At 33.0% G+C, this 26,290-nt stretch carries 19 protein-coding genes; 9 read left to right on the top strand and 10 right to left on the bottom strand.

Going from position 1 to position 26,290, the window contains the following annotated elements; translation table 11 throughout:
- Position 1: 1 nt before the first annotated feature.
- The 5 genes from CELLY_RS03785 to CELLY_RS03765 all read right to left on the bottom strand — a co-directional run bounded on the left by CELLY_RS03785 (position 2) and on the right by CELLY_RS03765 (position 11,029).
- Positions 2 to 2,941, bottom strand: coding sequence for a serine hydrolase domain-containing protein (locus tag CELLY_RS03785; RefSeq protein WP_013620331.1), 2,940 nt, complete (start codon positions 2,939 to 2,941; stop codon positions 2 to 4).
- Positions 2,942 to 2,953: 12 nt separating this feature from the next.
- Positions 2,954 to 4,405, bottom strand: coding sequence for a sodium:solute symporter (locus CELLY_RS03780; RefSeq protein WP_013620330.1), 1,452 nt, complete (start codon positions 4,403 to 4,405; stop codon positions 2,954 to 2,956).
- A gap of 4 nt (positions 4,406 to 4,409) precedes the next feature.
- Positions 4,410 to 5,963 (bottom strand): glycoside hydrolase family 10-like protein, encoded by a 1,554-nt coding sequence (locus tag CELLY_RS03775; RefSeq protein ID WP_013620329.1) that lies wholly within the window; start codon positions 5,961 to 5,963, stop codon positions 4,410 to 4,412.
- 111 nt (positions 5,964 to 6,074) lie between these two features.
- Positions 6,075 to 7,787: a RagB/SusD family nutrient uptake outer membrane protein gene (locus CELLY_RS03770; protein WP_013620328.1), complete on the bottom strand. Its 1,713-nt coding sequence runs from the start codon at positions 7,785 to 7,787 to the stop codon at positions 6,075 to 6,077.
- A gap of 17 nt (positions 7,788 to 7,804) precedes the next feature.
- Entirely contained in the window at positions 7,805 to 11,029 is a 3,225-nt protein-coding gene (locus CELLY_RS03765) for a SusC/RagA family TonB-linked outer membrane protein (protein ID WP_013620327.1), read from the bottom strand.
- A gap of 280 nt (positions 11,030 to 11,309) precedes the next feature.
- On the opposite strand from CELLY_RS03765, the gene CELLY_RS03760 reads away from it, so the two are divergent.
- Together CELLY_RS03760 and CELLY_RS03755 are read left to right on the top strand one after the other, a co-directional pair.
- Entirely contained in the window at positions 11,310 to 12,059 is a 750-nt protein-coding gene (locus tag CELLY_RS03760) for a DeoR/GlpR family DNA-binding transcription regulator (protein WP_013620326.1), read from the top strand.
- A gap of 73 nt (positions 12,060 to 12,132) precedes the next feature.
- Entirely contained in the window at positions 12,133 to 12,951 is an 819-nt protein-coding gene (locus CELLY_RS03755) for an N-acetylmuramic acid 6-phosphate etherase (RefSeq protein WP_013620325.1), read from the top strand.
- 9 nt (positions 12,952 to 12,960) lie between these two features.
- On the opposite strand, the gene CELLY_RS03750 is transcribed toward CELLY_RS03755, so the two are convergent.
- Genes CELLY_RS03750 through nirB form a run of 5 tightly spaced genes read right to left on the bottom strand, consistent with a single transcriptional unit; the run spans position 12,961 to position 18,743 of the window.
- On the bottom strand, positions 12,961 to 13,323 hold the full coding sequence (locus CELLY_RS03750) for a DUF7009 family protein (RefSeq protein WP_013620324.1): 363 nt from the start codon (positions 13,321 to 13,323) through the stop codon (positions 12,961 to 12,963).
- 10 nt (positions 13,324 to 13,333) lie between these two features.
- Positions 13,334 to 15,181, bottom strand: coding sequence for a PAS domain-containing sensor histidine kinase (locus tag CELLY_RS03745; protein ID WP_013620323.1), 1,848 nt, complete (start codon positions 15,179 to 15,181; stop codon positions 13,334 to 13,336).
- A gap of 27 nt (positions 15,182 to 15,208) precedes the next feature.
- On the bottom strand, positions 15,209 to 15,796 hold the full coding sequence (locus CELLY_RS03740; RefSeq protein WP_013620322.1) for a DUF4202 domain-containing protein: 588 nt from the start codon (positions 15,794 to 15,796) through the stop codon (positions 15,209 to 15,211).
- A gap of 23 nt (positions 15,797 to 15,819) precedes the next feature.
- Positions 15,820 to 16,200 (bottom strand): nitrite reductase small subunit NirD, encoded by a 381-nt coding sequence (nirD, locus tag CELLY_RS03735; RefSeq protein WP_174258348.1) that lies wholly within the window; start codon positions 16,198 to 16,200, stop codon positions 15,820 to 15,822.
- Between the two features lie 29 nt (positions 16,201 to 16,229).
- Positions 16,230 to 18,743 carry a nitrite reductase large subunit NirB gene (gene nirB, locus CELLY_RS03730; RefSeq protein ID WP_013620320.1) on the bottom strand — a complete coding sequence of 838 codons (2,514 nt, stop codon included), beginning with the start codon at positions 18,741 to 18,743 and terminating at the stop codon, positions 16,230 to 16,232.
- A gap of 130 nt (positions 18,744 to 18,873) precedes the next feature.
- Between nirB and cobA the strand changes: the two genes are divergently transcribed.
- From cobA to CELLY_RS03695, 7 genes are all read left to right on the top strand, one after another.
- Entirely contained in the window at positions 18,874 to 19,644 is a 771-nt protein-coding gene (cobA, locus tag CELLY_RS03725) for a uroporphyrinogen-III C-methyltransferase (RefSeq protein ID WP_013620319.1), read from the top strand.
- 58 nt (positions 19,645 to 19,702) lie between these two features.
- Positions 19,703 to 20,428, top strand: a complete 726-nt coding sequence (locus CELLY_RS03720) for a Crp/Fnr family transcriptional regulator (protein WP_013620318.1) — start codon at positions 19,703 to 19,705, stop codon at positions 20,426 to 20,428.
- 227 nt (positions 20,429 to 20,655) lie between these two features.
- Positions 20,656 to 22,029, top strand: a complete 1,374-nt coding sequence (locus CELLY_RS03715) for a CmpA/NrtA family ABC transporter substrate-binding protein (protein ID WP_013620317.1) — start codon at positions 20,656 to 20,658, stop codon at positions 22,027 to 22,029.
- A gap of 29 nt (positions 22,030 to 22,058) precedes the next feature.
- A complete protein-coding gene (locus CELLY_RS03710) occupies positions 22,059 to 23,159 on the top strand; it encodes an ABC transporter permease (protein WP_013620316.1) in 1,101 nt (366 codons plus the stop codon).
- An 18-nt stretch (positions 23,160 to 23,177) separates the two neighbouring features.
- Positions 23,178 to 24,023: an ABC transporter ATP-binding protein gene (locus CELLY_RS17160; RefSeq protein WP_013620315.1), complete on the top strand. Its 846-nt coding sequence runs from the start codon at positions 23,178 to 23,180 to the stop codon at positions 24,021 to 24,023.
- Positions 24,024 to 24,035: 12 nt separating this feature from the next.
- Positions 24,036 to 24,863, top strand: coding sequence for an ABC transporter ATP-binding protein (locus tag CELLY_RS17155; protein ID WP_013620314.1), 828 nt, complete (start codon positions 24,036 to 24,038; stop codon positions 24,861 to 24,863).
- Between the two features lie 41 nt (positions 24,864 to 24,904).
- Positions 24,905 to 26,188 carry an alginate export family protein gene (locus CELLY_RS03695; protein ID WP_013620313.1) on the top strand — a complete coding sequence of 428 codons (1,284 nt, stop codon included), beginning with the start codon at positions 24,905 to 24,907 and terminating at the stop codon, positions 26,186 to 26,188.
- The last annotated feature ends 102 nt before the right edge of the window (positions 26,189 to 26,290 follow it).

Below are 26,290 nucleotides of genomic sequence, written 5' to 3'. Positions count from 1 at the left end.
GCTATTTAATAGCATCATAAATAACTTGCTGTATTTTAGTTCTGGTGTTTAATTTGTAAAGTGTTCTGTTTTCTCTAGTAGGAGTTACCCTGTTAGATAAAAAAACAAACAATACATTTTCTTTAGGGTCCATCCATACCATTGTGCCGGTAAACCCAGTATGTCCAAAACTTTCTTTACTTGCGTCTTTGGCAGTGTTACTGTTTTCCCCTTTGTAAATTAAGTATGGTTTGTCAAACCCAATGCCTCTATGGTTATTATTGTCTGGAAATTGTACACTAGTATATTGTTTTAATGTGTTTTTAGAAATAAACTCTTCATTACCATAAGTTCCCATATCTAAATACATTTGCATTAATTTTGCAAGGTCGTTTGCATTAGAAAACAAGCCCGCGTTTGCAGATATACCTCCCATCATAGCGGCTCCTTCATCATGTACTGTTCCGTGTATTGTACTGTGCCTAAACAAAAAATCATTTTCAGTAGGTATAATTTTGCTATGACTAAATTTTTGTTCTGGGTTGTATGTTAGTGTTGTGGCACCTAATTTATCATAAAAATTAGCGTTAATATAGTCTACAAAATTTGTACTTGTTATTTCTTCAACAATAGTAGGTAGCAAGTAAAAGACTAATCCAGAGTATTTGTATTTTTTTACATCACTTACAGGTGATTTTTTAATAGCTTTAAAAACCTTCTTTTTGTAGTTGCGATTTAACCACATATTAGATGTTATTTTTATAGGGAAACGAGCAGATGAATCTCTTTTAATAGTGTGCCATTTGTAACTCCCGTTTTTGCGTAAAGTGTTTTGCCAATACGGGATCCAAGGAGAAAAACCAGCTTGGTGTGTTAGTATTTCTCTAAAAGGAATACCTGCTTTGTTAGAGCCTTTAAAATAAGGTAAATAATCATCAATAGTTTTTTCTGTACTAAACTTGTTAGCATCTTGTAAATGCATTAGCGCAGGCAGGGCAGATGATATTTTGGTAACTGAGGCAATATCATATAAATTAGATAATTTAACCTTAGTTGTGTCACTATACGTGTGGGTGCCGTAAGCTTTGTGTAAAACAACTTTACCATTTTTTGCAATAAGCACTTGTGCGCCAGGAATTGCTTTGTTAGATATGGCTTGTTGTATTAAAGAGTCTATCCCAGAGTTTAATGTTTTGGAGTTTAAACCAGCATCTTCTGGTAATGTGTATTTAAATCTAATTTTTTTAGCTGTTGTTAATCCTGCTCCTGCTTTAAATTTTGATCCTATACTAACAGGTAGTTTGCCGTTTGCAGAGGCTCCTCCAAATATAAGTTGGGCAGCAATGTCTTGTGTAGTTTTACTATCTTGGTAGGTTAGTATTAAGCTCTTGGCTTTTTCTATATTTTTAATTTTGGCTATTGAATATGGATTTTTAAAGTAAGTAACCACTGTTTTATTAAAGGGTAAGCCTTCAATAAACTTTAATAGTGTATTAGAAAAACTAATTTTATTTTTTGGAAAAGCGCTAGAGTCGTGTATACCTAACAAAATTAGATTATGGTTGTTAATAGCCTTTTTTAATTTGTCTATTGTAGCAGGGTTGATATCATTGCCAATATTAAAATGTTTTACATTGTCATATAAACCTAAAGTTTTTTGAAACTTTGTAGTTAAAGAGTCACCAATAGAAATAGACATAATATTTAAAGTGTCTAATTTTTGTAATGGCACTACGTCGTCGTCATTTTTAAGTACCGTTAAAGAAGCTTCTACCAATTGTCTTTTTAACAATTTAGCATTAGCATTATTTAAGTTATGTACTAAATTTTTGTTAGGAGTGGGTTTGTAGTTATGGAGTCCGGCCCATTGTTTTGCGGCTAATATTTTACGAACTCTATTGTCAATATCGGCTTGTAAAATACTATTGTTTTTAACTGCATTTTCTATCTCTGTAATTGCTTTAGCAACATTTTGTGTAAGTTCTAATACATCATTACCCGCTTGTACTGCTTCTTTATCTACAATACCAGGTTTGTTGTTGTTAGTAACACCTTTCATACGCATTGCATCGGTAATAATTAAACCACTAAAACCTAGTTTGTTTTGTAATAAGTCTGTTACTATTGCTTTAGAAAGAGTAGAAGGTTTTTCAGATGCATCTAGTGCAGGAATATTTAAATGAGCAACCATAACACCATTTAATCCTGCATTTATTAGTTCTTTAAAAGGGTAAAGTTCTAAATTATTTAAGCGTTCTAATGAGTGGTTAATTTGTGGTAATTTGTAATGAGAGTCAGTATTAGTATCTCCGTGTCCAGGAAAGTGTTTAGCTGTAGTTAACAGGCCTGCATTTTGCATACCTTGCATATAAGCAATACTTTTTTGAGCCACTTTGTATTTATCTTCACCAAAAGAGCGGTAGTTAATTACAGGATTATCTGGATTATTGTTAACGTCTGCAACAGGAGCAAAATTTAAATGTAAACCGGTATTTTTTATTTGCCTCGCAACCTCAGTACCCATTTTGTAAATTAAGTTGTTGTTTTGTATAGCGCCAAGAGCCATTTGATAAGGGTAACTAATTGTGCTATCTAAACGCATACCCAAACCCCATTCTGCATCAATAGCTCCTAGTAAAGGAGTTTTAGCTTGTTTTTGGTAGCTATTCATTTGTTTAACTTGAGTAACAGGATCTCCTTGAAAAAATACCAAACCTCCAATATTCCATTTTTGTATTGTTTCTAAAATTTCTTTCTCATGTTCAATTCCCTTGTTAGAGTAGGCAGCAACAAACATTAGTTGACCAATTCTTTCCTTTGGAGTTAAACTTTTCATTACAGAGTCTACCCATTTGCTATTTGTATATTTTAAAAACTCTGGTGAGGTAACTTTTTCTTGTCCTTTTACGGCTATGCCTAAAAGTAGGGTAAGTAAAAAAGTGGTTACTATTTTTGTTTTCATTTGTATAGGTGTTTAGTTCAAAGAAGTTTTAGGTTTTATAGTTATTAGCCATAGGCCCAGCATAGTTAAAATTGCATTTACTATTAAAATCTCAAAGCCAAATTTAAAGCCGTTAAACCATTTTTCTGAATTGTAATTTAAAATGATAGATAGTATAGGGGCAATAATGCAAATTAAAGGTACAAGTTTATCTTTTACTTTTTTGCGTGTTATTAAACCAAAAGAATACAAACCTAAAATTGGGCCATAGGTAAAGCCTGCAACCTTAAAAACAGCACTAACAACGCTAGCATCGTTAAAAGAGTTAAATACAATAATTACTAAAAACATTAGCATTGTAAACCCTATGTGTACGTAAAGTCTAGTTTTTTTCTGCACCGTTTTTGTTTTTCTGATGTTTAAAATATCAATACAAAAAGAAGTGGTTAATGCAGTTAAGGCAGAGTCTGCACTAGAAAATGCAGCTGCAATTATCCCAAGTAAAAAAACAATTCCGACAAGGAGCCCAAAATAGTTTAAAGCAAGTAATGGGTACAAATCATCTGTACGTTCTGGAATTGGAATATTGTTGGCTAATGCATATTGATAAAGTAATACACCAAGAATTAAAAATAAAAGAGTTGATATTAAAAAGGTAATAGAAAACCATAGGATGTTTTTTTGAGCATCTTTTACGTTTTTGCATGTTAGGTTTTTTTGCATCACATTTTGGTCTAAACCATTCATTGCAATGGTAATAAATATACCAGCAGTAAAGGTTTTAAAAAAATTACGGTCAGATAACCAATCCCACTCAAATAATTTAGATTTAGGACTTGTAGTAACTAATTTAATGGCATCATCAAAAGATAGGTTTAGTTGACTAAGAATTACAATAATGCTAATGGTTACAGCTAAAAGTAAAAAAGTTGTCTGTATAGTATCTGTCCATACAATAGTTTTTATTCCACCTCTAAAAGTGTACAACCATATTAAGGAAATAGTAACTAAGACGGTTACCCAAAACGGAATACCAAAGGAATCAAAAAAAGCAATTTGTAAAACAATAGCAGCTAAAAATAGCCTAAAAGAAGCGCCAATTGTTTGAGAAATTAAAAAGAATGATGCTCCAGTTCTATAAGATTTTAATCCAAAACGGTCTTTTAAATATTCGTAAATTGAAATTAGGTTTAGTTTGTAGAATAAAGGAATTAATACAAATGCTATTATTACGTAACCTACAATATTACCAAGTACAAATTGTAAATAGGTCCAGCCAGTATTAGCCACCTCACCAGGTACAGAAATAAAAGTAACACCAGATAAAGAAGCACCAACCATACCATAGGCAACTAGGTACCAAGGAGATTTTCTGTTTCCTGTAAAAAAAGTGTCATTGTCAGATTTTCTGGAGGTTAAGTAGCTAATAAGCATTAACAATCCAAAATAACCTGTAATTACACTAAAAACTATAATCGGAGTCATATTTTTAATTAATTATAAGTTCAAAAAATTCACTTTGGTTTCCAGTTCTATCTAAAGCTGTTAAGCCAATTTTATTTAAGGTATTTGTGTTGTTTTTAAGAGTAAGAGGAATGTTGTAATTTCTATTTCTACGATTTAAAATAGTGTGTTGCCATTTTTTGCCATTTCTTTTAAAATAAAGCACCCATCTAAACACATCTGTAGTATTGTTATGTTCCCAACTAATTTGTACGGTGTTTCCTTTTTTTGTGGTTTTCACTATTGGTTGTAGTGGCGGAGTATTATCTAACCAAGGAGATGGTGGTACTAAGGTTTTGTTTTTGTATGGTTTGGCTAACAATCCCTTAGATAATGTATCATATTTAATTAGCGGACCAATACTCCAATGTACAGTGCCTTTGCTTTTTGGTAGCATACCTCTAGTAATCATGATCTGATTAAAAACCTCATCTAGGTTTTCTTTAGTACCACCTAAATCTACTTTTATACCTGGCCATAAGTGCATTTGTTTGCTGTTTTCTGTTTGCCACCAGCCTAATAGTTCAGGAAAACTTTGTCCTATTTTGTTTGTTGTCCAATAAAGTTGAGGTGTAAAATAATCTACCCACCCATTGTTTATCCATAATTTGGCATCTGCATATAGTTTTTCATACTGATCATAACCTACAACAGATTCTGGGTAGCCAGGTCTCCATATTCCAAACGGACTTAAACCAAATTTTACGTGAGGTTTACTTTTCTTAATTTCGGTATATACATTTTTAATAAAAGTATTCACACTTTGTCTTCTCCAGTTAGATTTGCTTAGTTTTCCTCCATTACTAATGTATGCGCTCCAACTTTTGTTATCTGGAAAATCTTTGCCGTTGTTGTAAGAATCGTAAGGATAAAAATAATCATCAAAATGTATTCCGTCTACTTCGTACCTGTTAACAATGTCCATAACAACAGCTAAAGAACGGTCTTGGGTTTCTTGTAAAGAAGGATCCATCCAATACATTCCATTTTCTAAACCAACAACTAATTCTGGATTGGTTTTTACAACAGATGTATTTTTAATATTACCTCCTTGTGTATGGTGTGCTCTGTATGGGTTTAGCCATGCGTGTAGCTCTAAGCCTCTTTCGTGCGCAGCATAAATCCAAAACTTTAAAGGATCATAAAATGGTTCCGGAGCTTTGCCTTGTTCACCTGTTAAGTAATAAGACCAGGGTTCTATACTGCTTTGGTAAAGAGCGTCTGCTTGAGGCCTAACCTGAAAAATTACAGCATTAAAATTATGATCTTTTAAATAATCTAAAAGAGCTAAAGCTTCTTTTTGTTGTTCATAAATAGATAAGCCTGGTTTACTGGGCCAATTAATATTAGCAACAGTAGCAACCCAAGCAGCCCTAAATTCTTCAATATTATAAGGTGTTTTTGGATCCCATTTTGTGGTTTTTTTAGTTTTTCCTAAAGGGGTTTTATTAAAAAATGATAGTTCTTTTGAAGATTTGCAACTAACAAACAGTAACGCTATAGTTGCTATAAAAAAATATCTAAAAGAATAAATTTTCATACGATGTGATTTATGTTTTTTTTTGAAAAATGCTACTAGGTATTAAAAAAGTCCTTCAGAAATAAACCTGAAGAACTTTTTTTGAAAAACTAAAAAACTATAATTATTTAGTTACCAGCCAGGATTTTGCTCTAGCTCTACACCTTGATTTTTATACAGCGTAATTTGATCTAAAGGAATAGGGCTTAAGTAAACTCTTGGGTTGTCAAAAACACGTAAAGATTCTGCCGCAGAGGCCGGAACTATGTATCCTTCATCTCCATTTGTTAATGTAATTTCATCTAAGTTGTTATCTGGGTAATCTGCCTTAACAATATATGCACCTTGGTTAATTTCAGGATTATCAACCATATCTACATACTCAAGTTTTTTCCATCTTTTAAGATCGTCAAGTCTAAAGCCTTCCATCATTAACTCAACTCTTCTTTCTCTTCTAATTTCCCATAATAAAGCTGGTACAGATGCATCTCTATTAGGGTCATCATAAGTTACACCACCAACCGCTGGTAAATCTCCAGCAACTTCTAAATGTGGAATTTCAACACCAGGTCTGTCTCTTAAAACATTGATAGATTTATCTACATCTGCTTGTGTTATAGCAGCACCACCAACAGTTCCTATTTCTGCAGCAGCTTCTGCGTAATTCATTAAAACTTCTCCATACCTAATAATTGGAGCGTCTGTAGGGTTTAAGTTAGAGCTACCTATTGGATCATCTTTTATAGACTCATTTAAAAATTTGTGAGTAGCAAAACCAGATGATGAGTGGTTAGATGCGATGCCGTTTAAACGTAATTCATAAGAAACAAATGTTTCATAAATTCTTGGATCTCTGTTTGCCATAACATTATCTATGCCTTGGTCTCCTTGGTATTCAGACGAAACTGTTATAGGTAAACCGTCATTGGCTAAATATGCATTAATAGCATTTCTAGAGACACCAACTTGTGGCTCTTTGTTATTATAGCTGTTTAAGGCGTGTGTTATTAGTCCTTCTTGGTATTCTTTGTATAAGATAACCTCAGGATTTCCAGATAAGCTTAAAGAATTAAATACTTCTCTATAATTGCCTAAACTATAGTTGCCAGAACTTATAACTTCATTAGCAGCCCATTTTGCAGCAGTTAAGTACTCTAAAGCTTTTGTTGTGTTCCCTTCATGATATTTTTGCCAAGTACCTTCATACAACATAATACGAGACATATAAGCTAGTACAACATATTTATTTACTTCTAAACCATTGTCATCTACAGAAGCTCTAACATTGTCTGCTGCATATTGTAAGTCTTCAAGTACTTTATCCATTACAAAAGTGCGCTCATCTCTTTTTTTGTATAATTGTTCATTATCATTTTCAGATAGCTCAGTGTCAAAATAAGGAACATCTCCAAATCTACTTGTTAAATCGTGGTATTCTAAAGCTCTAAAAAATCTACCAATACCAGTCCAGTGGTTAATAGCTTCTTGCTCCATAGGAACTGTTTGTACACGATTTATAAAAATGTTTGCTTTACGTACCCAACTAAAGCCCCAGCCGCCACCAGAGGTAGGTACTTGTTGTGTAAATCTAGACGGGTTTGTAGAAGCAAAATCATCATTTAAAGATTGTCCAGAAAAATAATTTCCCCAGCTATAGCTAGATCCGTATCCTCTAAAATATCCATTATAGAAGCCAAAAGCAAAAGCCTTTACATTGCCTTCACTAGTCCAGTATGTTTCATCTGTAAGTAAATCTTGTGGGGGAACATCAAGGTAGTCATCTTCACACCCTACAAATGCAACAATGCAAAGAAAAAGCAGTATTAATTTATTTGTTACTTTCATTTTTTTAGTTTTAAAATTTATAGAGATATTTGAAGTCCAAAAGAATAACTTCTTCTAAAAGGATAAACTCTACCAAATGTAGATGTGTCATTAGTACCAGCGTTTGTGTAGTCTACTTCTGGGTCTACAGGAATTTCTACACCGCTTATTTCAAATAAGTTTTCTCCACTTACATATAATCTAAATTTGTTTACTTTAAGCTTATTGGTGATAGACTCTGGTAAAGAATAACCAAGAGTTATGTTTTTCATGCGTAAGTAAGACATATTAAGTAAGTACTTTGTTTGCGGTAAAAAATTCATTTGAGAATTACTTTGTTGCTGGTCATTAGGTCTTGGGTAATATGCATTAGTATTTTCTGGCGTCCAGTAATCTAACTGATGGTCATACCAAGCCTCTGCATAGCGGTAACCAGGGATAAATACAGGTCCGTTTGCCCAAAAATCTCTTTTACCAACACCTTGCATAAACATATTAAGGTCAAAACCTTTCCAATCTGCACCAAGTTGTATGCTGTACTGATATCTTGGTGTGGTGTTACCAATCACTTTCATATCTCCTGAGTCTCCAACTGTGTTAGAGCCATAGTCAATAACACCATCACCATTAATATCTTTGTATTTAATATCTCCAGGACCATATTTAAACCACCCGTTAGTTTCGTACAATTCTTGACTAGGAACACCTGCAGCGTAAGATCCGTCTGCATTAAAATCATCCTCAGTAAAAAATCTATCTGTTTCATAACCCCAAATTTCACCAATTACTTTTCCTTCGTAATTAGAGTAAATGCTTTTGGTGTCATTAGCGTACTTTGTAATTTTTTCTTTAAAGTCTGATAAAGTTGCTGTTGCATTAATGCGTAAATCATTATCAAATTGATGATTAAAATCTAAAGCAAGCTCCCAACCATTAGTTTGCATTTCACCAAAGTTTCTTCTTGGAGAAGAGGTGCCAAAAGTGTTAGGTAACGTTACACCAGAGCTATGCATATCACTTACCGTTCTTCTGTACCAATCAAAAGTTAAACCTAGTTTGTTATTTATAAATTTAGCATCTAAACCAAAATCTAAAGTTGTTACAGTCTCCCACGTTAATGAAGAAGGTAGTGCACCAGGTGTGCCAACGGTTAATTGGTTTTGTCCGTCAATTAACCAACTAGATGATGTAGAGGACATGATTCTATAAATACTAGATAAGTACGTGTTTTGGTTACCAACAGAACCGTAAGAACCTCTAAACTTTAAAAATGATAAAGCAGGATCTAAGTTTTTCATAAAATCTTCTTCTGTCATTACATAACCTGCAGATACAGATGGAAAATAGCCCCATTTTTTGTCTGATGATAATCTAGAAGAACCATCATAACGAGCATTAACCTCTAGTAATAATTTGTCTTTATATGAATAGTTAACACGACCAAAGAAACCTAAGGTTGTCCATTTGTTTCTATCTCCTCCTACAAATTGGTCTCCTGTTGCTAAGGCTAGTTCACCCTGGTCTGGGTTTAGTAACTCTCTTCTTTGAGAATAGTGAAACCAATATTCATATTCTTCCATATCACCACCAAAAGTAAATTTGAACTTATGATTGTTAAATTCTTTATCATAATTTAAATAAGCTTTAGCGGTATTTCTTCTGCTCCAGTCCGAGTTGTATTGTACGCGGTCATATGCAGAACTACTATAAGGTACATATGAGAAATCTGCTCCTTGTCCCCAAAAATTATACGCATAAAGAGTGCCTCCCACTTGCTTTTCATGTTCTTCTACTCTGTCATGTGTAAAGTCAAAGTTTATAGCTAAATCTTTAATAGGTGTTAAAGTAGTACCTAAGTTAATTCTAGATAAAGAGTAATTAGTTTCATTCATTTTTGCTTGCTCTACTTCAGAAATATGGTTTCTAAAAGGTTTGCCATCTACAGTTCCGTATGGGTAAAAAGCTGGCCATCTGGTAGTGTAGAACCAAGCATCATAAGTAGCAGAACCAAATTTAAAAGGTTCTGTAGTTTTAGAGTTGCTATGTAAAACTTTGGCTCTAACATCTACCCAGTCGTTAATAGTAGAGTTTACACTTAAATTTACATTGTAACGTTGGTATTTATCAGGATTGGTTTTGTATACACCACCTTGGTCTAAATAACCAAGACCTAAATAATAGTTGGTTTTTTCACTACCACCAGATAAAGAAAAATCGTGTTTTTGTTGTGGAGCCCATTTTTCTACAAATTGTTCTCTAGGATCCCAAGATCTGTAAAAGAACAAGCTACCATCTCTAATTTCATAGTCACGGCCCTCTACCATTTCATTGCCTAAGTTTTGGCCTCCATATAGCTCTTCCCATTCTCTCATTTTTTCAATAGCAAGTTGGTCTATACGCATACCTACAACACCGTAAGATTGTAATGATGGTATTCTGCGGTTAACAGCAGCAAATGCCATTTCTGCACCTTCGGCAGCAGGAGCTACTTTTGGAGTGTTTGTAGGTGTTGCCCAAGAAAAGTTATTGGAGTAACTTATAGAAGGAGCCTGGTTTCTACGCCCTTTTTTAGTAGTAATTAAAATTACACCCCAAGCACCTCTTGCACCATAAATAGAAGTAGATGCAGCATCTTTTAAAACAGATATTTCATCAATATCTTCAGGGTTAATAGATTGTAAACTTGGAATTTCAACATTATCAACCAATATTAAAGGTTGTGCACCGCCACCAGTACCTAATGTGCCAACATTACCTCTAAGCTTAATAGTTGGGTTAGTACCTATTTGTCCGCTTGGAGTAGTAATTGTTAAACCAGGTGTAACCCCTTGTAAACCACGTGCAACATCTGTAATAGGTCTAGATGCAAGTACGTCTGTGTCTACAGAAGCTACAGATCCTGTTACACTTCTCTTCTTTTGGTTACCGTAACCAACCAACACAACTTCATCTAACCCTTGTACGTCAGTTAAAAGTGTAATATTAAAAAAGCTTTGGTTGCCTACCGGTATTTCTTGTTTTGCATATCCTAAATAAGAAAAAACAAGAATTGTGTTTTCACTATCTGATAAATCAATGGTAAATTTTCCATCAAAATCAGTTTCAGTTCCGTTGCTTGTGTTTTTTGCAAAAACACTAACTCCAGGAATGGGCACTCCTTCTGGGTCTTTTACTTCACCCGTAACTGTTTTAGACTGTCCAAACATCTGTAAGGAGCATAAAAACAGAAAAAATAAGATTGATTTTTGAAATCCTTTTTTCATAATTAGAGTTTGTTTTAAATTACTTTTTTGGTTTTAGTTAGTAGGTAAATTCTAGGGTTTAATATTTTACTATGCTTATAAATTAATAGTCTTTAAAAATCTTATGTTAATAGTTTTAAACTTTAAGTTAACTCATTGTTAATCTTTTCAAACTTATGCAAAAAAATGCAAATAATTGCATTGTTGATAATAATTTTTGCAATTTTATGCTGTTTTGTATGTAATATTGTTTTTTCTTTGCAGTTATTAGCAATATTTTTATTGCATATATTTGCCTAATATGTTAAAAGAAGAAAGACAACAGTTTATTTTAAACGAGGTAAGAGTGCACAATAGAGTGCTCTTAACAGATATGGCAGACCTTTTAAAAGTATCTATGGATACAATTAGAAGAGATATTAAAGAGCTTCATAAAGAGAAAAAGTTAAAAAAAGTGCACGGTGGTGCTATCTCTTTAGGCTTTAATAACTATAGTTTTCAGTTTAATGAAGTATATTCTTTAGAAAAAAAGTCAAAGATTGCAGTAAAATGCATAAACCTTTTGCGTAACGGGCAAGTACTGTTATTAACTGGCGGAACAACCAATATGGAACTGGCAAGAATGCTGCCTACAAATTTATCATTAACCTGTTTTACGCCAAGTTTACCAGTTGCTAATCAATTAATGTCTAAGCCAAATGTAGAGGTAATTTTTATAGGGGGTAAGGTTTCTAAAGATGCACAAATAACAATGGGTTCTGCTGCTGTTAATATGTTAAATAGCATAAAAGTAGACATCTGTTTTTTAGGAACACACTCTATAGATTTAGATGAAGGGTTAACAGAGTTTGACTGGGAGATTGTGCAAATGAAAAAAGCTATGATGCAGTCTTCAAGAAAGGTTATAGCACCTGTTATTTCTGAAAAATTAAATACAAAGCAACGTTACAAAATTTGTGATATTCAACAAATAGATATGCTAGTTACAGAACTAGACTCTACCAATGAAAAACTAGTAGAATTTAAAAATAAAAATATAGAAGTGTTGTAGTTTTTAATGTGTTTTTATGCATTTAATATAATTCTGCAGCCTTATCAACCAAAAAAAATAATAATAAGATTTTATGTCAGATTATATTAAAATTACAGAACAGCCATCAAACTATAATGCATTGGAAACAATGAGTAGTAAAGATCTTTTGTTGGGTATTAATAACGAAGATCAAAAAATAGCAGAAGCTGTTAAGTACATAATACCTTCAATAACAAAATTGGTAGATAGTATTGTGGAGCGCTATAAAAAAGGAGGAAGATTATTTTATATAGGTGCAGGTACTAGTGGTAGATTAGGAATTTTAGATGCTTCAGAAATTCCGCCAACATTTGGTGTTATAGACAGGGTAATAGGTATAATTGCTGGTGGCGATAAAGCCATAAGAAATGCGGTAGAAAACGCAGAAGATAATTTACAGCAAGCATGGAGAGATTTAGAAGAATTTAATATTACAAATAATGATGTTGTAGTAGGGATTGCAGCATCTGGCACAACCCCATATGTTATAGGAGGTGTTACTATGGCAAATGAAAAAGGATTGTTAACTGCTTGCATTACTAATAACCCAGGTTCTCCTTTAGCAAAATCTGTTGCTATTCCTTTAGAAATAAATGTAGGGCCAGAGTTTGTTACGGGTAGCACAAGAATGAAAAGTGGTACATCACAAAAAATGGTGTTAAATATGATTTCTACAGCTTTAATGATTAAAGCTGGTAGGGTAGAAGGCAACAAAATGGTTAATATGCAGCTAAGCAATATTAAGTTGGTAGACAGAGGTACGCGTTATTTAGTACAAGAATTGCAAATTAATTATAATGAGGCAAAAGCAATACTAGAAAAGTATGGCTCGGTAAAAAAGGCTATAGAAGCATTTAAAAAAAATGTTTAAAAAATACTGTTAAGCATTAGGGTTTGGGTAATTGTCAGACTGGTCTTCTACAGTTTCATCCATACAAACAAAATCTTTTTCTACTAAAATAAAAAGCGTTTTACCTTGTGGTGTAATGTAATTGTTATTAAAACCAACTACAGAGTTAGTAGCCCAGTCTTTGGTGTAACTGTTAGGGACGTAAATAGTTATTGTATTGTTGGCAAAGTCTGTTTGTAGACTGTTTATATTTTTTTTTATTTTTATTTCATAACAGAATAGCGTTGTGTTAAACTCCGTTTTTTGAGCAAAATAACCAGTTTTACAAAATGCTTCTACTTCACTTTTAGTAAGTCTGTACCTAATAGAATTTCCTCTAATTCGTATTTTCATAATATTGGTTTTACGGTTGTTGCTTAGTAGTTTTTTCTGGTTTGTAATTTATAGTTACCCTTGTTCCTTTACCAGGTGTAGAGTTAATAAATAGCCTGCCATTTATATAGTTTATACGTTCTTTCATATAAAATAATCCCATACCACCTTCACTATTATTTTGAGGTGTTTTGTTTAAAATAGAATTATCAAACCCTTTACCATCATCATCAATTAAAACACTTAATGTATTTTGGTTGTAGTTTATACTTAGTAAAATATAATTAGCATCAGCATATTTAATAGCATTGTTTATTGCTTCTTGTGCAACCCTATAAATATTAGTTTCTGCTAAGGAACTAAACCTAATGTTTTTTTCTGTTTTGTTCTCAAAAAGTATGTTTTTTCCGGTGAGTTTAGATAGTTCTACGGTCATTTTTTGCAATGCAGGTAGTATGCCGTGGTCTTTAAGTTCTGGCGGTGTAAGGTTAAAAGTAGCTGTACGCACACCTTTTATTAAGTCTGTGCATAACGATTTTAAGTACGCTATTTTTTCTTCTGTTTTATCTGTGTTTTCAAGGTTAATAGATTCTATGTTAAATTTTAGCGCAGTTAACATTTGTCCAATACCATCATGTATGTCTTTTGCAATACGTTTGCGCTCTTCTTCTTGGCCTTCTACAATTAGGCTAGCTTGTAGTTTTCTTTGTAGTATTTTGTCTTCAAAACTTTGTTTGGTTAGCAGTTCTAGTTTTTGCTGGTTTTCTATACGCTCTGTAATATCAGAACATAAAATTAAAATGCTTTGTTGTTTTGAAGATTTATGAAGAGGAATTATGGACATATCTAACCAAATATCTTCCTCTTTTTTTGTTCTTATTTTTATCTCCTCGTTTCTAATATTTTTTCTATTGCTTTTAAAAACTTCTTTTAGATATTGTTGTTGGCCTTCATTTGTTGTGAGTATTTCAGACAATGGCTTGGCTAAATCCTGAGTGTTACAGCCCAATAGTTCTTGAAATTTTTTACTAATAAAAACAACACTTTCGTTATTTTTAATACTCGCAAACAGGGCAGCATTATCTATAACAAAATTCAACTCTTGCAACTCTTGTAAAGAGCGCTCTTTTTCTTGATATAACTGCTCTATTTTTAAAGTGTTTTCTTCAGATTCAATTTTACTTTTTAATAGTTTCGTTATTGTGTTTCTAATCTGTATAGATAAGGGTCTAAAAATAAATAGAATTTCTAATAGAAGAATTACTAATGAGAAAGCAACAAGTATGTGCTCTTTTTGCTTTAATTTTTCAAGTTGAGTTTTACTAATACTATCATATTTGTTTACAATAGCATCCATTGCTTCTAAAAATATTTTCTCATTTTTTAAAATGATATCTATGTTTTTCCTTAAGCTTAAAGTGTCTTCTGCTGTAGCGTTAGTTTTAAGTGTAATAATGCGTTCTGCAGCATTAATCATAGCATTGTGGTGTGGTGTAATTTTTTGTAGTAATGCTAATATATCTTTATTATCTTCTTTGGGTATGCCCATAGAATCATTACCAAATTGTAATGCCTTGTGAGAAATACGCCAAACGTCTAAAGTATTTTTTGTGTTTTTTAAAACCAGATTTTTTTCTTTTTTTAAATTGGTTCTGTCTAGTAATAAAATGTCTTTTACTAATTTTTGACTGTAAGCACGTTGTCTACCAGCAACATTTATTACTCTAGAGTCGTTTAGTTGTGAGTTTAAATGCATTTGTATTAATACCTGAGAAAATACTATAGAAAAAGCAATGGCTAACAAAGCCAATAAGTACCACTTTCTAATTCTTAAAAAGGTGGTGTTGTCTAAAGATTTCTCAAGTTTATTATAACTCATAAATTGGTCTTGTAAAAGGAAAAATAATTAAGATAATGCCTTACCTACAAGTTCTAAAGACGATTTAGATAGTGGTAATTTTAAAGCAGCATCTTGACCTTCTTTAGACATTTTACGCCACGTTTTTTGTAAAATATCAATAAGTTTTTCTTCTGAGTATTTTTTAGCAAAAGGTTCAAAATAATACTCTAAAAACACTAAGCAGATAACATCTTCTAGTGTCTGTGTTTCTTCATTTTTTTTTAATTGTTTTTTTTCAAGTAAAAAAGCAACTTTTTCAATGGTATTTTGGTCATATCCAACAGCGGTTAAAATTTCACTTGCTTTTTTAGCGTGATATTTTTTTAGGTCTTGTCTCCATTTCAAATACCCTGTTCTGTTCATTTCATAAGAATCTCTAGGTATTTCCCATCGGCATATATGCTGGCAACGTGCAGTTAATTTTAGTGTTTCTGAAGCATTAGGAGCAAAAGAGTTTAATTTTTTTGTCATACGCATAGCATACAAAACCTCTTTAGCATACGTTTTACCTTGGTATGTTTCTTTATTAGGGTCTTGTTCGTTTGCTTTATCAAAAAGATCAAAAGCTTGTTTTAGTTTATTTACTGTTGCCATATGTGGTAAGGTTTGTTTCAAAGCTATTCAGAAAACCCAATATACACAAAACCATCTTCAATTTTTACAGGATATGTTGCAATAGCATCTAAAGTGCCATTTAAATTTTCTCCGGTTTCTAACGAAAACGTATTTTTATGCAGGGGACAAGCCACTTTAGGTGTGCCCATATCTTCGCCAATCATTCCGCGAGAAAGTACCATTTCCATTTTATGCGGACATAAGTTTTGGCAAGCATACCATTTGTTTTCTCGTGTAAAATTAAAAACAGCAATTTGTTTGTTTTTATATTTTACACAGGCCCCACCGTTTTTTGGAAATTTAGTTATTTCTGCAGCTTTAAACCACGTAGTTACATCGTCTAATGCAGTAGGCGAGTACTCTTTTAAAATTGATGTTATCATCGTTATATATTTTAGTTCTGTTTTTATGGTTACACCCAAGGAGTTGGCATTTTTTGATCTCTTAGTGCTACAAATTCAATGTTTTCATCCTCTTCTGTAGAGTTTACAAAATGTGTGTATTTGGCTCTTATTTCAGGGGTTTCTATGGCTTCTTTCCATTCGCATTTGTAAGTTTCTACCAAATGTTGCATATCCTTGTCTAACTGGTCTACAATGCCTAGACAATCATTAATTACTACATCTTTAACATAGTCTATACCACCTTCTAACTTCTCTAACCAGGCGGCAGTACGCATTAGTGGCTGTGCTGTTTGTATGTAGTACATTAAAAACCTGTCTACATATTTAATAGCAGTTTCTTTATCTACTTTTTCTGCCAATAAAACAGCGTGTTTAGGAGTAGCGCCACCGTTACCGCAGATATAAATATTCCAGCCGCCTTCAACAGCAATAAAACCAAAATCTTTTCCACGAGCTTCTGCACATTCTCTAATACAGCCAGATACGCCACCTTTAAATTTATGAGGAGAACGTATGCCTTTGTATCTGTTTTCTATTTCAATGGCAAAACTTACACTTTCATCCATACCATATCTGCACCAAGTAGATCCAACACAGCTTTTTACGGTACGTAAAGATTTTCCGTAGGCTTGCCCGGTTTCAAAACCTTCAGCAATTAATTCTTCCCAAATAAGTGGAAGTTCATGTAGTTTTGCTCCAAACATATTTATACGTTGACCGCCTGTAATTTTGGTGTATAAATCATATTTTTGAGCAATTCTGCCCATCGCAATCATTTGTTTTGGAGATATTTCTCCGCCAGCAACACGTGGCACAACAGAGTAGGTTCCGTTACGCTGAATGTTAGCTAAATACCTGTCATTAGAGTCTTGTATGGTGTCTTGTCTATTAGCGGTTTCATTATAAATACTTGCAAATAATGATGCAGCTAAAGGCTTACATACTTCGCAACCATTGCCTTTTCCGTGGGTATCTAGTAGCTCATCATAATCTTTAATGTTTTTCATTTTTACAATATCATATAACTCTTGTCTAGAGTAATCAAAATGTTCGCAAATACGTTCTTTTACAACCTTGCCTAAAGATTTTAAAGTTTCGTTTATTAAATCTGTTACCATTGGTTTACAGCCACCACAGCCAGTAGTTGCTTTGGTTGTCTTTGCAATATCTTTTACTGTCTCTTTACCATTATCTTTTACAGCACAACAAACTTCTGCTTTAGTTACGGCTTCACAAGAACAAACAACAGCAGCATCTGGTAAATCTATAACGCTACCAAAAGAAGCTGCACCATCACCAGCAGGTAGTATTAACTGTGATGGATCTGATGGAATAGGCATACCATTTAAATATATTTGATGTAGCATACTATAATCAGTAGCATCGCCAACTAATATTCCGCCAAGTAATTTTTTACCATCAAGACTTACATTAATTCTTTTGTATAAATGTTGTGTTTTGTTTTCAAATATTACAGAATGTCCTTTAGTTGCTGGCATAAAAGGGTTTCCAAAGCTTGCCACATCTACACCAATTAATTTTAATTTGGTAGACATATCTATACTTTCAGACATAATGTTGTTTGCATTGCCTATAATTTGGTCAACGGCAACAGATGCCATTTCATATCCAGGAGCTACCAAACCATATATCATTTGGTTGTAAAGAGCAATTTCTCCAATAGCATAAATATATTCATCAGAGGTTTGCATTTTGTTGTTAACTACAATGCCGCCACGTACACCAATTTCTAATCCACAAGCTTTTCCTAACTCGTCTCTTGGTCTAATACCAGCAGATATTATAAGCATATCTACATCTAAAATATCATCTTCTCCAAATTCCATTCCGGTAATAAATTTATCTCCTAGTATTTGGTTGGTAGCTTTGCTAAGGTGTATATGTAAACCAATAGATTCTAATTTTAATTGTAATACTTGGCTGCTTCTACTATCTAATTGTCTTGGCATTAGTTTTGGTGCAAACTCAACTATATGAGGTTCTAAGCCCATATCCATTACGGCTTTACCAGCTTCAAGACCTAATAGTCCGCCTCCTAAAACCGCAGCTTTTGCTTTAGGTTTAGTAGATTTTAATTTAGCTGCATAGGCCAACATACTTTCTAAATCTTCAATAGTACGGTATACAAAAACACCTTCTTTTTCTACCCCTTTTATTGGAGGTACAAAAGCAGAAGAACCAGTTGCTAGTACTAGATAATCATAAGAAAAATTACGATTGTTAGCTGTTGTAATTGTTTTGTTATCTCTGTTAATGTCTGCAACACGCTCATTTATCATTAGTTCAATTCCGTTTTTTGTATACCAATCTTCAGAGGCCATTTCTAACGCTTTTGCATTTTGGTTTTCAAAAAACTCACTTAAATGTACGCGGTCATAAGCAGGTCTTGGTTCATCACCAAAAACTAATAGCTTAAAATTTCTATATTCTTTTTGGGCTACAAACTTTTCGCAAAATTTATAACCAACCATTCCATTTCCTATTACAATTACGGTTTTCATACGTAGGAGTTTATCAGATTACTTAGCAAACATACGTATTATTACGTATATTTTATCTATTTTTATCAAAATAAATACGTAGTTTTGTTGTGTTATTAATAATTTTTGACTTTAATAATTATATATTATGATGTTAGCAAGTACTCCAAAAGTTAGTTTAGTAGGTGCAGGTCCCGGTAGTGTAGACCTTATTACACGTAGAGGATTTAAGGTCTTGCAGCAGGCATCTGTAGTTTTGTATGATGCACTGGTAAGTAAAGAATTACTAAATGAAATAGATATAGAAATACCAAAAATATACGTAGGGAAACGATGTGGAGAACATTCTTTTACTCAAAATGATATTAATAAGTTGATTGTTAAAAATGCGTATGCATACGGACACGTTGTACGTTTAAAAGGCGGAGATCCTTTTGTGTTTGGTAGGGCTAGTGAAGAAATAGAGTATGTAGAGTCTTTTGGTATACCTGTAACTGTTGTGCCAGGTGTAAGCAGTGCTATTTCTGTACCAGCTAGTCAAGGTATACCTGTTACACGCAGAGGAATTAGTAGTAGTTTTTGGGTAATGACAGCTACAAAAAAAGATGGTTCTTTTTCTGGAGATTTAACTTTAGCAGCAAAATCTTCTGCAACATTAGTAATATTAATGGGTATACGTAAGTTTGAAGAAATTGTGCAAGAAGTTGCAAAACAAAGAAATAAAACAACACCTTTTGCTATAATTCAAAACGGAACTTTAGATAAAGAAACCTGTATAACAGGTACTTTATTAAATTATAAAACAGTTAAAAAGGATATTAATACTGCGCTTCCTGGTGTTATAGTTATTGGTGATGTTGTTGCAGAACACCCCTCCTTTTTTGAAGAAGAATTGCAACGAGTACTTCAGTCTGGCTTATAAGTAAAGTCAATTTAAAAAGTAGTTTTCATATTTTATTTAAAAATTTAAACCAAATATTATGTCTGGCAAGTATACATTTTTAGCTACTTCTTGTAAAAACTGTGTTAATACAGAGTGTTTGGTAAAAAGAAGTGTTTTAACAGAACAAGATGATTTTTTTTCTTCATTAAAAACTGAGATTAGTTGTAAAAAAGGGCAGCAGTTTATAATAGAAGGAGCGCCAGTAAACGGTCTCTTTTTTATACTAAAAGGCAAAGTAAAAGTTTATAGAACAGGAATAAATGGAAAAGAGCAAATTGTAAGATTTGCTAAAGAAGGAGAAATAATAGGTCACCGTGGTTTTGGAACCGAAGAGTATTATTCTATAGGAGCTATAGCACTAGAAGATACTGTTTTATGCTATTATTCTAAGAATAGTTTACAGCAAAAACTTAAAAGTAATGCAACTTTTACCTATGATATGATGCTATTTTATGCAAACGAACTAAATAGGAGTGAAGCAAAATTAAAAACCATTTCACAAATGACGGTTAGAGAGCGTGTGGTAGATTCGTTACTTTACATACATAGAAAATTTAAAGACTATAATGGTTTTTTAAACTTGCAACTAAGTAGAAGGGAATATGCAGATTATGCAGGTACTACAGAAGAACAAGTAATAAGAGTTTTTTCTGCCCTAAAAAAGGAAAGTTTAATTTTTACTAAAGGAAAAAAAATAGGAATAACTAACATAACCTTACTTAAAAAAGAAATATCTGAACATAATTATTATTTAGATTTATAAATAAATTTAAAATTCACCAAAAACAAAAGCTGCGTATTTATACGTGGCTTTTGTTTTTTATAAAGTGCTTGTTAATAGTTAATTATACCTTTTTTATGTTTTAAGACAGGTTTTTTAATGGTGTAAAAGGATGTTTTGTTCTGTGTAATTTCATAAAATTTTACAAAGTATACGTATACTTTTGTTTTATTAAGTATTAATACGTAGAACACACTAAATAATTAACTATGAAAAATACAGTAAACAATGTACTTCTTTATTTAATAGCACTAGCTTTTCTATCGGCTTGTGGTGAAAAAGATAAAAAAGCAAGTACTACTACAACAGAAGAAGTAACAGGGTCAGCATTTGAAATTGAAAAACCACAATTAACTTTTGGCTTTATAAAGTTAACAGATATGGCTCCTTTAGCTATAGCAAAGGAAAAAGGTTTTTTTGAAGAAGAAGGGCTTTTTGTTTCTGTTGAGGCACAGTCTAATTGGAAAAATGTTTTAGACCGTGTTATAGATGGCCAGTTAGATGGTTCTCATATGCTAGCAGGACAACCAATAGCAGCAGGAGTAGGGTTTGGTAGACGTGCAAAATTAGTTACTCCGTTTTCAATGGATTTAAATGGAAACGGAATAACAGTATCTAATGATGTTTGGGCAAAAATGAAACCAAATGTGCCTTTAGATGATAACGGAAAAACAATACATCCAATAAAGGCAGATGCTTTAAAACCAGTAGTAGCTGAGTATAAAAACAGCGGAAAACCATTTAAAATGGGAATGGTTTTTCCGGTATCTACCCACAATTATGAAATAAGATATTGGTTAGCAGCAGCAGGCATACACCCAGGGATGTACACAGCAGACAATGTGCAAGGACAAATTGATGCAGAAGTTTTATTATCTGTAACACCACCACCACAAATGCCAGCAACACTAGAGTCGGGCACAATATATGGCTATTGTGTAGGTGAACCATGGAACCAGCAAGCAGTTTTTAAAGGTATAGGTGTACCAGTTGTTACAAATTATGATATCTGGAAAAATAACCCAGAGAAAGTATTTGTAATGACAAAAAAGTTTGTAGATGAAAACCCAAACACAGCAGTAGCGGTTACAAAAGCTTTAATAAGAGCTGGTAAGTGGTTAGATAATCCTAACAACAGAAAAGAGGCCGTTAAAATATTGTCTATGTCACAGTATGTAGGAGCTCCAGAAGAAGTTTTAGCAAATTCTATGACGGGTACTTTTGAGTTTGAAAAAGGTGACAAACGTTCTATGCCAGATTTTAATGTGTTTTACAAATACAATGCTACTTACCCTTTTTATTCTGACGGAATTTGGTTTTTAACACAAATGAGAAGATGGGGGCAAATTTCAGAAGCAAAACCTGCCGCTTGGTACAAGGAAACTATAAAAGAAATTTACCGCCCAGATGTTTGGAGAAAAGCTGCAGACTTATTGGTTGCCGAAGGCAAAATACCAAAGCAAGATATACCAGATACAGATGGTTATAAGCCAGCAACAACAGATTTTATAGACGGTACTCTTTATGATGCAAAAGATCCTATTGGTTATATAAACAGTTTTTCAATAGGTAATAAAGATTAACTACCACTACAACCCAAAAAGAATATACTATGAAACAAGAAATTACATTAAAGAAACAGCACTCTGGTTTTGCTTTTTTTAAGCAAATAGCTTCAATTGTTAAATCTAAATTTGAAAAAGAGGCGGTATCAAAATCACTAAAAAAAACAGCTATAACCATTGTTTCTATCCTTTTATTTTTAGGGTTGTGGCATCTTGGTTCTAAGGCGTTGTATAATAAAGAGGCCGCATACAGAATAGAAAAAGCATTGGTAGAACAAGGCCAAGCTGCTGCAGATGCAGAAAAGGCTTGTATAGCTTCTGGCGAAAGTAGGTGTCAGCCAAATACACTACCATCACCAACACAGGTTTGGGCATCGTTTATGTCTTTAATTGCAGATCATCAATTAATACAGGCTAAAAAAGAGGCTTTTAATTTAAAAATGGAAGCAACTAATACAAAGTTAATTGCACAAGGAAAAAAGGCAATTGTTTACACAGGAAGAGCATCTTTTATAGACATTGTTTTAACTAGTATAAAAACGGTTTTTGCAGGTTTTTTGCTTGCGCTTATTATAGCAGTTCCTATAGGTGTTATTATAGGATTAAGTCCGTCTCTTAGAAGTGCATTTAATTGGTTTATTCAGATATTTAAACCTGTGTCTCCAGTAGTATGGTACTTGTTAGTTTTTATGATTGTAAAAACATTATACATAGGAGCCAGCTCAGATAATGCATTTGTAATTTCTTTTGTTAGTGTTGGTTTGTGTGCAATGTGGGCAACTTTAGTAAACACAGCAATGGGTGTTTCTTCTGTAGATAAAGATTATATAAATGTTGCTAAAGTTTTAAAATTAGGAACTTTTCAAAAAGTATTTAAAGTTATTTTACCCTCTTCTTTACCATTAATATTTACGGGGCTTAGAATTACACTTTCTGTTGCTTGGATGGTTCTTATTGCCATAGAGTTACTGGCTCAAAGTCCAGGTTTAGGATTGTTTGTTTGGGAAGAATTTCAGAATGGAGCAAACGATTCTAATGCCAAAATTATAGTGGCAATGTTTGTTATTGGGATTATAGGCTTTTTGTTAGATAGGTTAATGTTAACCATACAACAAATGGTGTCTTTTAATAAAAACGAGGGCATTTAATTTATAAAAACAAGCACTATGGCATATTTAGAATTAAAGAATGTATGTAAAACATATGGGCAGAGTAACAATAGTACAGAGGTACTTTCTAACATCAATTTAAAAATTGAAGAAGGAGAATTTGTTGCCATTGTAGGTTTTACTGGAAGTGGAAAAACTACACTAGTAAATTTAATTAATGGTTTAATAAAACCAACCAGTGGAGAGGTGCTTTTTAAGGGAGAACCTGTAGTTGGTACAAGTCACAAACGTGGTGTTATTTTTCAAAATTACTCACTACTACCTTGGTTAACAGTATATCAGAATGTTGCAATGGCTGTTAAGGAGGCTTTTCCAAAGGAAAGTAAAACAGAGATTAGGGAAAGAGTTGTTAGTTTTATAAAAATGGTAGGTTTATCTCATGCAATTGATAAAAGACCAAAAGAATTGTCTGGCGGAATGAGACAGAGAGTTTCTGTAGCTAGGGCATTGGCTATGAAACCAGAGATGATAATTATGGATGAGCCTTTAGGAGCTTTAGATGCATTAACCAGAGGTAATTTACAAGATGAAATATTAAACATTTGGAGTAAAGATAAAAGAACCGCATTGCTAATTACAAATGACGTGGATGAGGGAATTTATATGGCAGATAGGATTATTCCTTTAAAACCAGGACCTAAAGCTACATTGGGCCCAGAATTTACTATTGATATTGAACGTCCAAGGGACAAAACCAAATTAAATGATAATATAAATTATATAGAAACAAGAAATAAAATTATAGCCTATTTAATGGCTATAGGAGAAAACAGAAAGTCCGTTTCTAACACAGAGTATGTATTGCCAGATGTAACACCAAAAAGCTTTGTTGGTCAATTTTAAAACTATAGAAAAATGAATTCTACCATATCAAAAACAGATAATACAAACTTTGAAAACGGAATTTTCTATCCATCAAAAGTTATGTTAGACCTTATTAATTTAAAAAAGGTTTACCCAACACCAAAGGGAGATTATGTGGTTCTTGAGAACCTAAATTTACAAATAATGAAAGAGGAGTTTGTTACAATTATAGGTCACTCTGGTTGTGGAAAAACAACAATGCTCTCTATGATAGCTGGTTTAAATCCTATTTCTGGCGGAAACATATCTGTTTTGGGTAATCCTGTAAAAGGACCAGGTCCAGATAGAGGAGTAATTTTTCAGTCGCCAAGTTTAATGCCTTGGATGACAGCCTTACAAAATGTTCTTTTAGGGGTAAATCAAGTTTTTCCTCATGTACCCAAAAAACAACGTGTAGATATTGCCAAATATTATTTACATAAGGTTGGTTTAGATGGGGCTTTTAATAAAAAAGCAACAGAGCTATCGCAAGGTATGCAACAAAGAGTTGGTATTGCAAGAGCCTTTGCTATTAAACCCAAGGTATTGTTGTTAGATGAGCCTTTTGGAATGTTAGATTCGTTAACAAGAGGAGAGCTTCAGGATATTTTAATAGAAATATGGAACAAAGAGAAAATTACAGCAGTAATGATTACTCATGATGTAGATGAAGCTATTTTTTTAGCAGACAGAGTAGTTATGATGACAAGTGGCCCAAGGGCAAAAATTGGGGACGTATTAACTGTAGATTTTGAAAGACCTAGAACAAGAAAATCTGTTTTAGATCATAAGGATTACTACGCTTGCAGAAAGCATTTAATAGATTTTTTAGAACACTAAAATTAATTAAGAACACTATAACACCACCAAAAAAATAGATTATGAAAAAAAATCAATATATAACAATAGCACTCTTTTTATTTATAACGCAATACATATCAGCACAGTTTACAATAGATGGCGAGTTTAGGCCAAGAACAGAGTACCGCCATGGCTACGGAAACATAATTTCTGAAGATACAGATGCTGGTTTTGGCATATCTACTAGAGCACGTATAAATTTTGGTTATGCAGACCAATCTTACAAGGTGTATGTAAGCCTGCAAGATGTAATGACATGGGGAGAAAACAGGCAACTTTTACCTGCGGATGCTAATAATTCTTTTGCAGTTTTTGAAGCTTGGGGAGAGCTAAATTTAGGAGAAGGTTTCTCTACAAAAATAGGAAGGCAAACAATAGATTATGACGATCAAAGAATATTGGGTTCTGTAGGTTGGGCACAGCAAGCACGTAACCATGATGCAGCATTGTTAAAATATAAAAAAGACAAATTTTTATTGGATGTAGGTTTGGCATTTAATCAAGATAAGGCAAACTTATCGGGCTTTTCATCTGTTGGTACAGCGTACAGCACTACAGGTTTTTTCTCTTATAAAACAATGCAATATTTGTATCTAAAGCAAAAATGGGACGCTTTTTCTGGTAGCTTTTTACTTTTAAATAATGGTTTTCAGGAGTATGAGGATGATGAAACAACACCAGATGGTACAAGTAGTTTGTTAACACTTGGTACACATTTAGCATACAAAAAAGGAAAACTAGGTGTTAGTAGTAATCTATTTTTACAAACAGGTAAAAGACAAGGAGAAGTAGATGTAAAAGGAGCTTATTTGGCAAGTTTAGATTTTAGCTTAAAAGCATCAGATAAAATTACTTTAGGTGCGGGCTTAGAGCTTATTAGTGGTAATGATGCAGATGCTGGTGAAACAGGCGCCTTTTTTCCACTTTACGGAACCAATCATAAATTTAATGGCTTTATGGATTATTTTTATGTAGGCAACCACGCCAATTCTGTAGGTTTACTAGATGTACACATTAGCGCTAATTTTAAACTAAATGATACCTCTAGCCTTATGGTAAAAGCGTTAAATTTTAGTGCAGAACAAGAGTTAGCTAGTGGTGACAAATCTTTAGGTACAGAGGTAGACCTAGTTTTTTCAAAAAAGTTTAAAGGGTATGGTTTGGCTATAGGATATTCTCAAATGTTTGCAAATGATGGTATGTATGAGCTAAAAGAAACAACTAAAGATGCTTCTGCTGGAGGTCAAAATTGGGCATGGGCAATGTTAACCATCAAACCAAAATTTTTAAATACAACAAAATAATCATCAATTAAATAACTGTTCATTAGTCGCTACAGTATTATGTGGCGACTTTTTTTATAGTATTGCCTAAGTATATTACGTATGTCACTACGTATTTTTAAA

Source organism: Cellulophaga lytica DSM 7489 (genome assembly GCF_000190595.1).
Classification (GTDB): Bacteria; Bacteroidota; Bacteroidia; order Flavobacteriales; family Flavobacteriaceae; genus Cellulophaga; species Cellulophaga lytica.
Note: the sequence above shows the minus strand (reverse complement) of the source record. Positions and strands in the feature narration are given on the sequence as shown.

Bases quoted from the DNA above. Each gene is read 5' to 3' on its own strand.
- CELLY_RS03785 (WP_013620331.1), bottom strand. From the start codon at position 2,941: ATGAAAACAAAAATAGTAACCACTTTTTTACTTACCCTACTTTTAGGC.
- CELLY_RS03770 (WP_013620328.1), bottom strand. From the start codon at position 7,787: ATGAAAGTAACAAATAAATTAATACTGCTTTTTCTTTGCATTGTTGCA.
- CELLY_RS03780 (WP_013620330.1), bottom strand. From the start codon at position 4,405: ATGACTCCGATTATAGTTTTTAGTGTAATTACAGGTTATTTTGGATTG.
- CELLY_RS03695 (WP_013620313.1), top strand. From the start codon at position 24,905: ATGAAAAAAAATCAATATATAACAATAGCACTCTTTTTATTTATAACG.
- CELLY_RS17155 (WP_013620314.1), top strand. From the start codon at position 24,036: ATGAATTCTACCATATCAAAAACAGATAATACAAACTTTGAAAACGGA.
- nirD (WP_174258348.1), bottom strand. From the start codon at position 16,200: ATGATAACATCAATTTTAAAAGAGTACTCGCCTACTGCATTAGACGAT.
- CELLY_RS17160 (WP_013620315.1), top strand. From the start codon at position 23,178: ATGGCATATTTAGAATTAAAGAATGTATGTAAAACATATGGGCAGAGT.
- CELLY_RS03750 (WP_013620324.1), bottom strand. From the start codon at position 13,323: ATGAAAATACGAATTAGAGGAAATTCTATTAGGTACAGACTTACTAAA.
- CELLY_RS03765 (WP_013620327.1), bottom strand. From the start codon at position 11,029: ATGAAAAAAGGATTTCAAAAATCAATCTTATTTTTTCTGTTTTTATGC.
- CELLY_RS03745 (WP_013620323.1), bottom strand. From the start codon at position 15,181: ATGAGTTATAATAAACTTGAGAAATCTTTAGACAACACCACCTTTTTA.
- CELLY_RS03755 (WP_013620325.1), top strand. From the start codon at position 12,133: ATGTCAGATTATATTAAAATTACAGAACAGCCATCAAACTATAATGCA.
- CELLY_RS03710 (WP_013620316.1), top strand. From the start codon at position 22,059: ATGAAACAAGAAATTACATTAAAGAAACAGCACTCTGGTTTTGCTTTT.
- CELLY_RS03775 (WP_013620329.1), bottom strand. From the start codon at position 5,963: ATGAAAATTTATTCTTTTAGATATTTTTTTATAGCAACTATAGCGTTA.
- CELLY_RS03715 (WP_013620317.1), top strand. From the start codon at position 20,656: ATGAAAAATACAGTAAACAATGTACTTCTTTATTTAATAGCACTAGCT.
- CELLY_RS03720 (WP_013620318.1), top strand. From the start codon at position 19,703: ATGTCTGGCAAGTATACATTTTTAGCTACTTCTTGTAAAAACTGTGTT.
- CELLY_RS03740 (WP_013620322.1), bottom strand. From the start codon at position 15,796: ATGGCAACAGTAAATAAACTAAAACAAGCTTTTGATCTTTTTGATAAA.
- nirB (WP_013620320.1), bottom strand. From the start codon at position 18,743: ATGAAAACCGTAATTGTAATAGGAAATGGAATGGTTGGTTATAAATTT.
- cobA (WP_013620319.1), top strand. From the start codon at position 18,874: ATGTTAGCAAGTACTCCAAAAGTTAGTTTAGTAGGTGCAGGTCCCGGT.
- CELLY_RS03760 (WP_013620326.1), top strand. From the start codon at position 11,310: ATGTTAAAAGAAGAAAGACAACAGTTTATTTTAAACGAGGTAAGAGTG.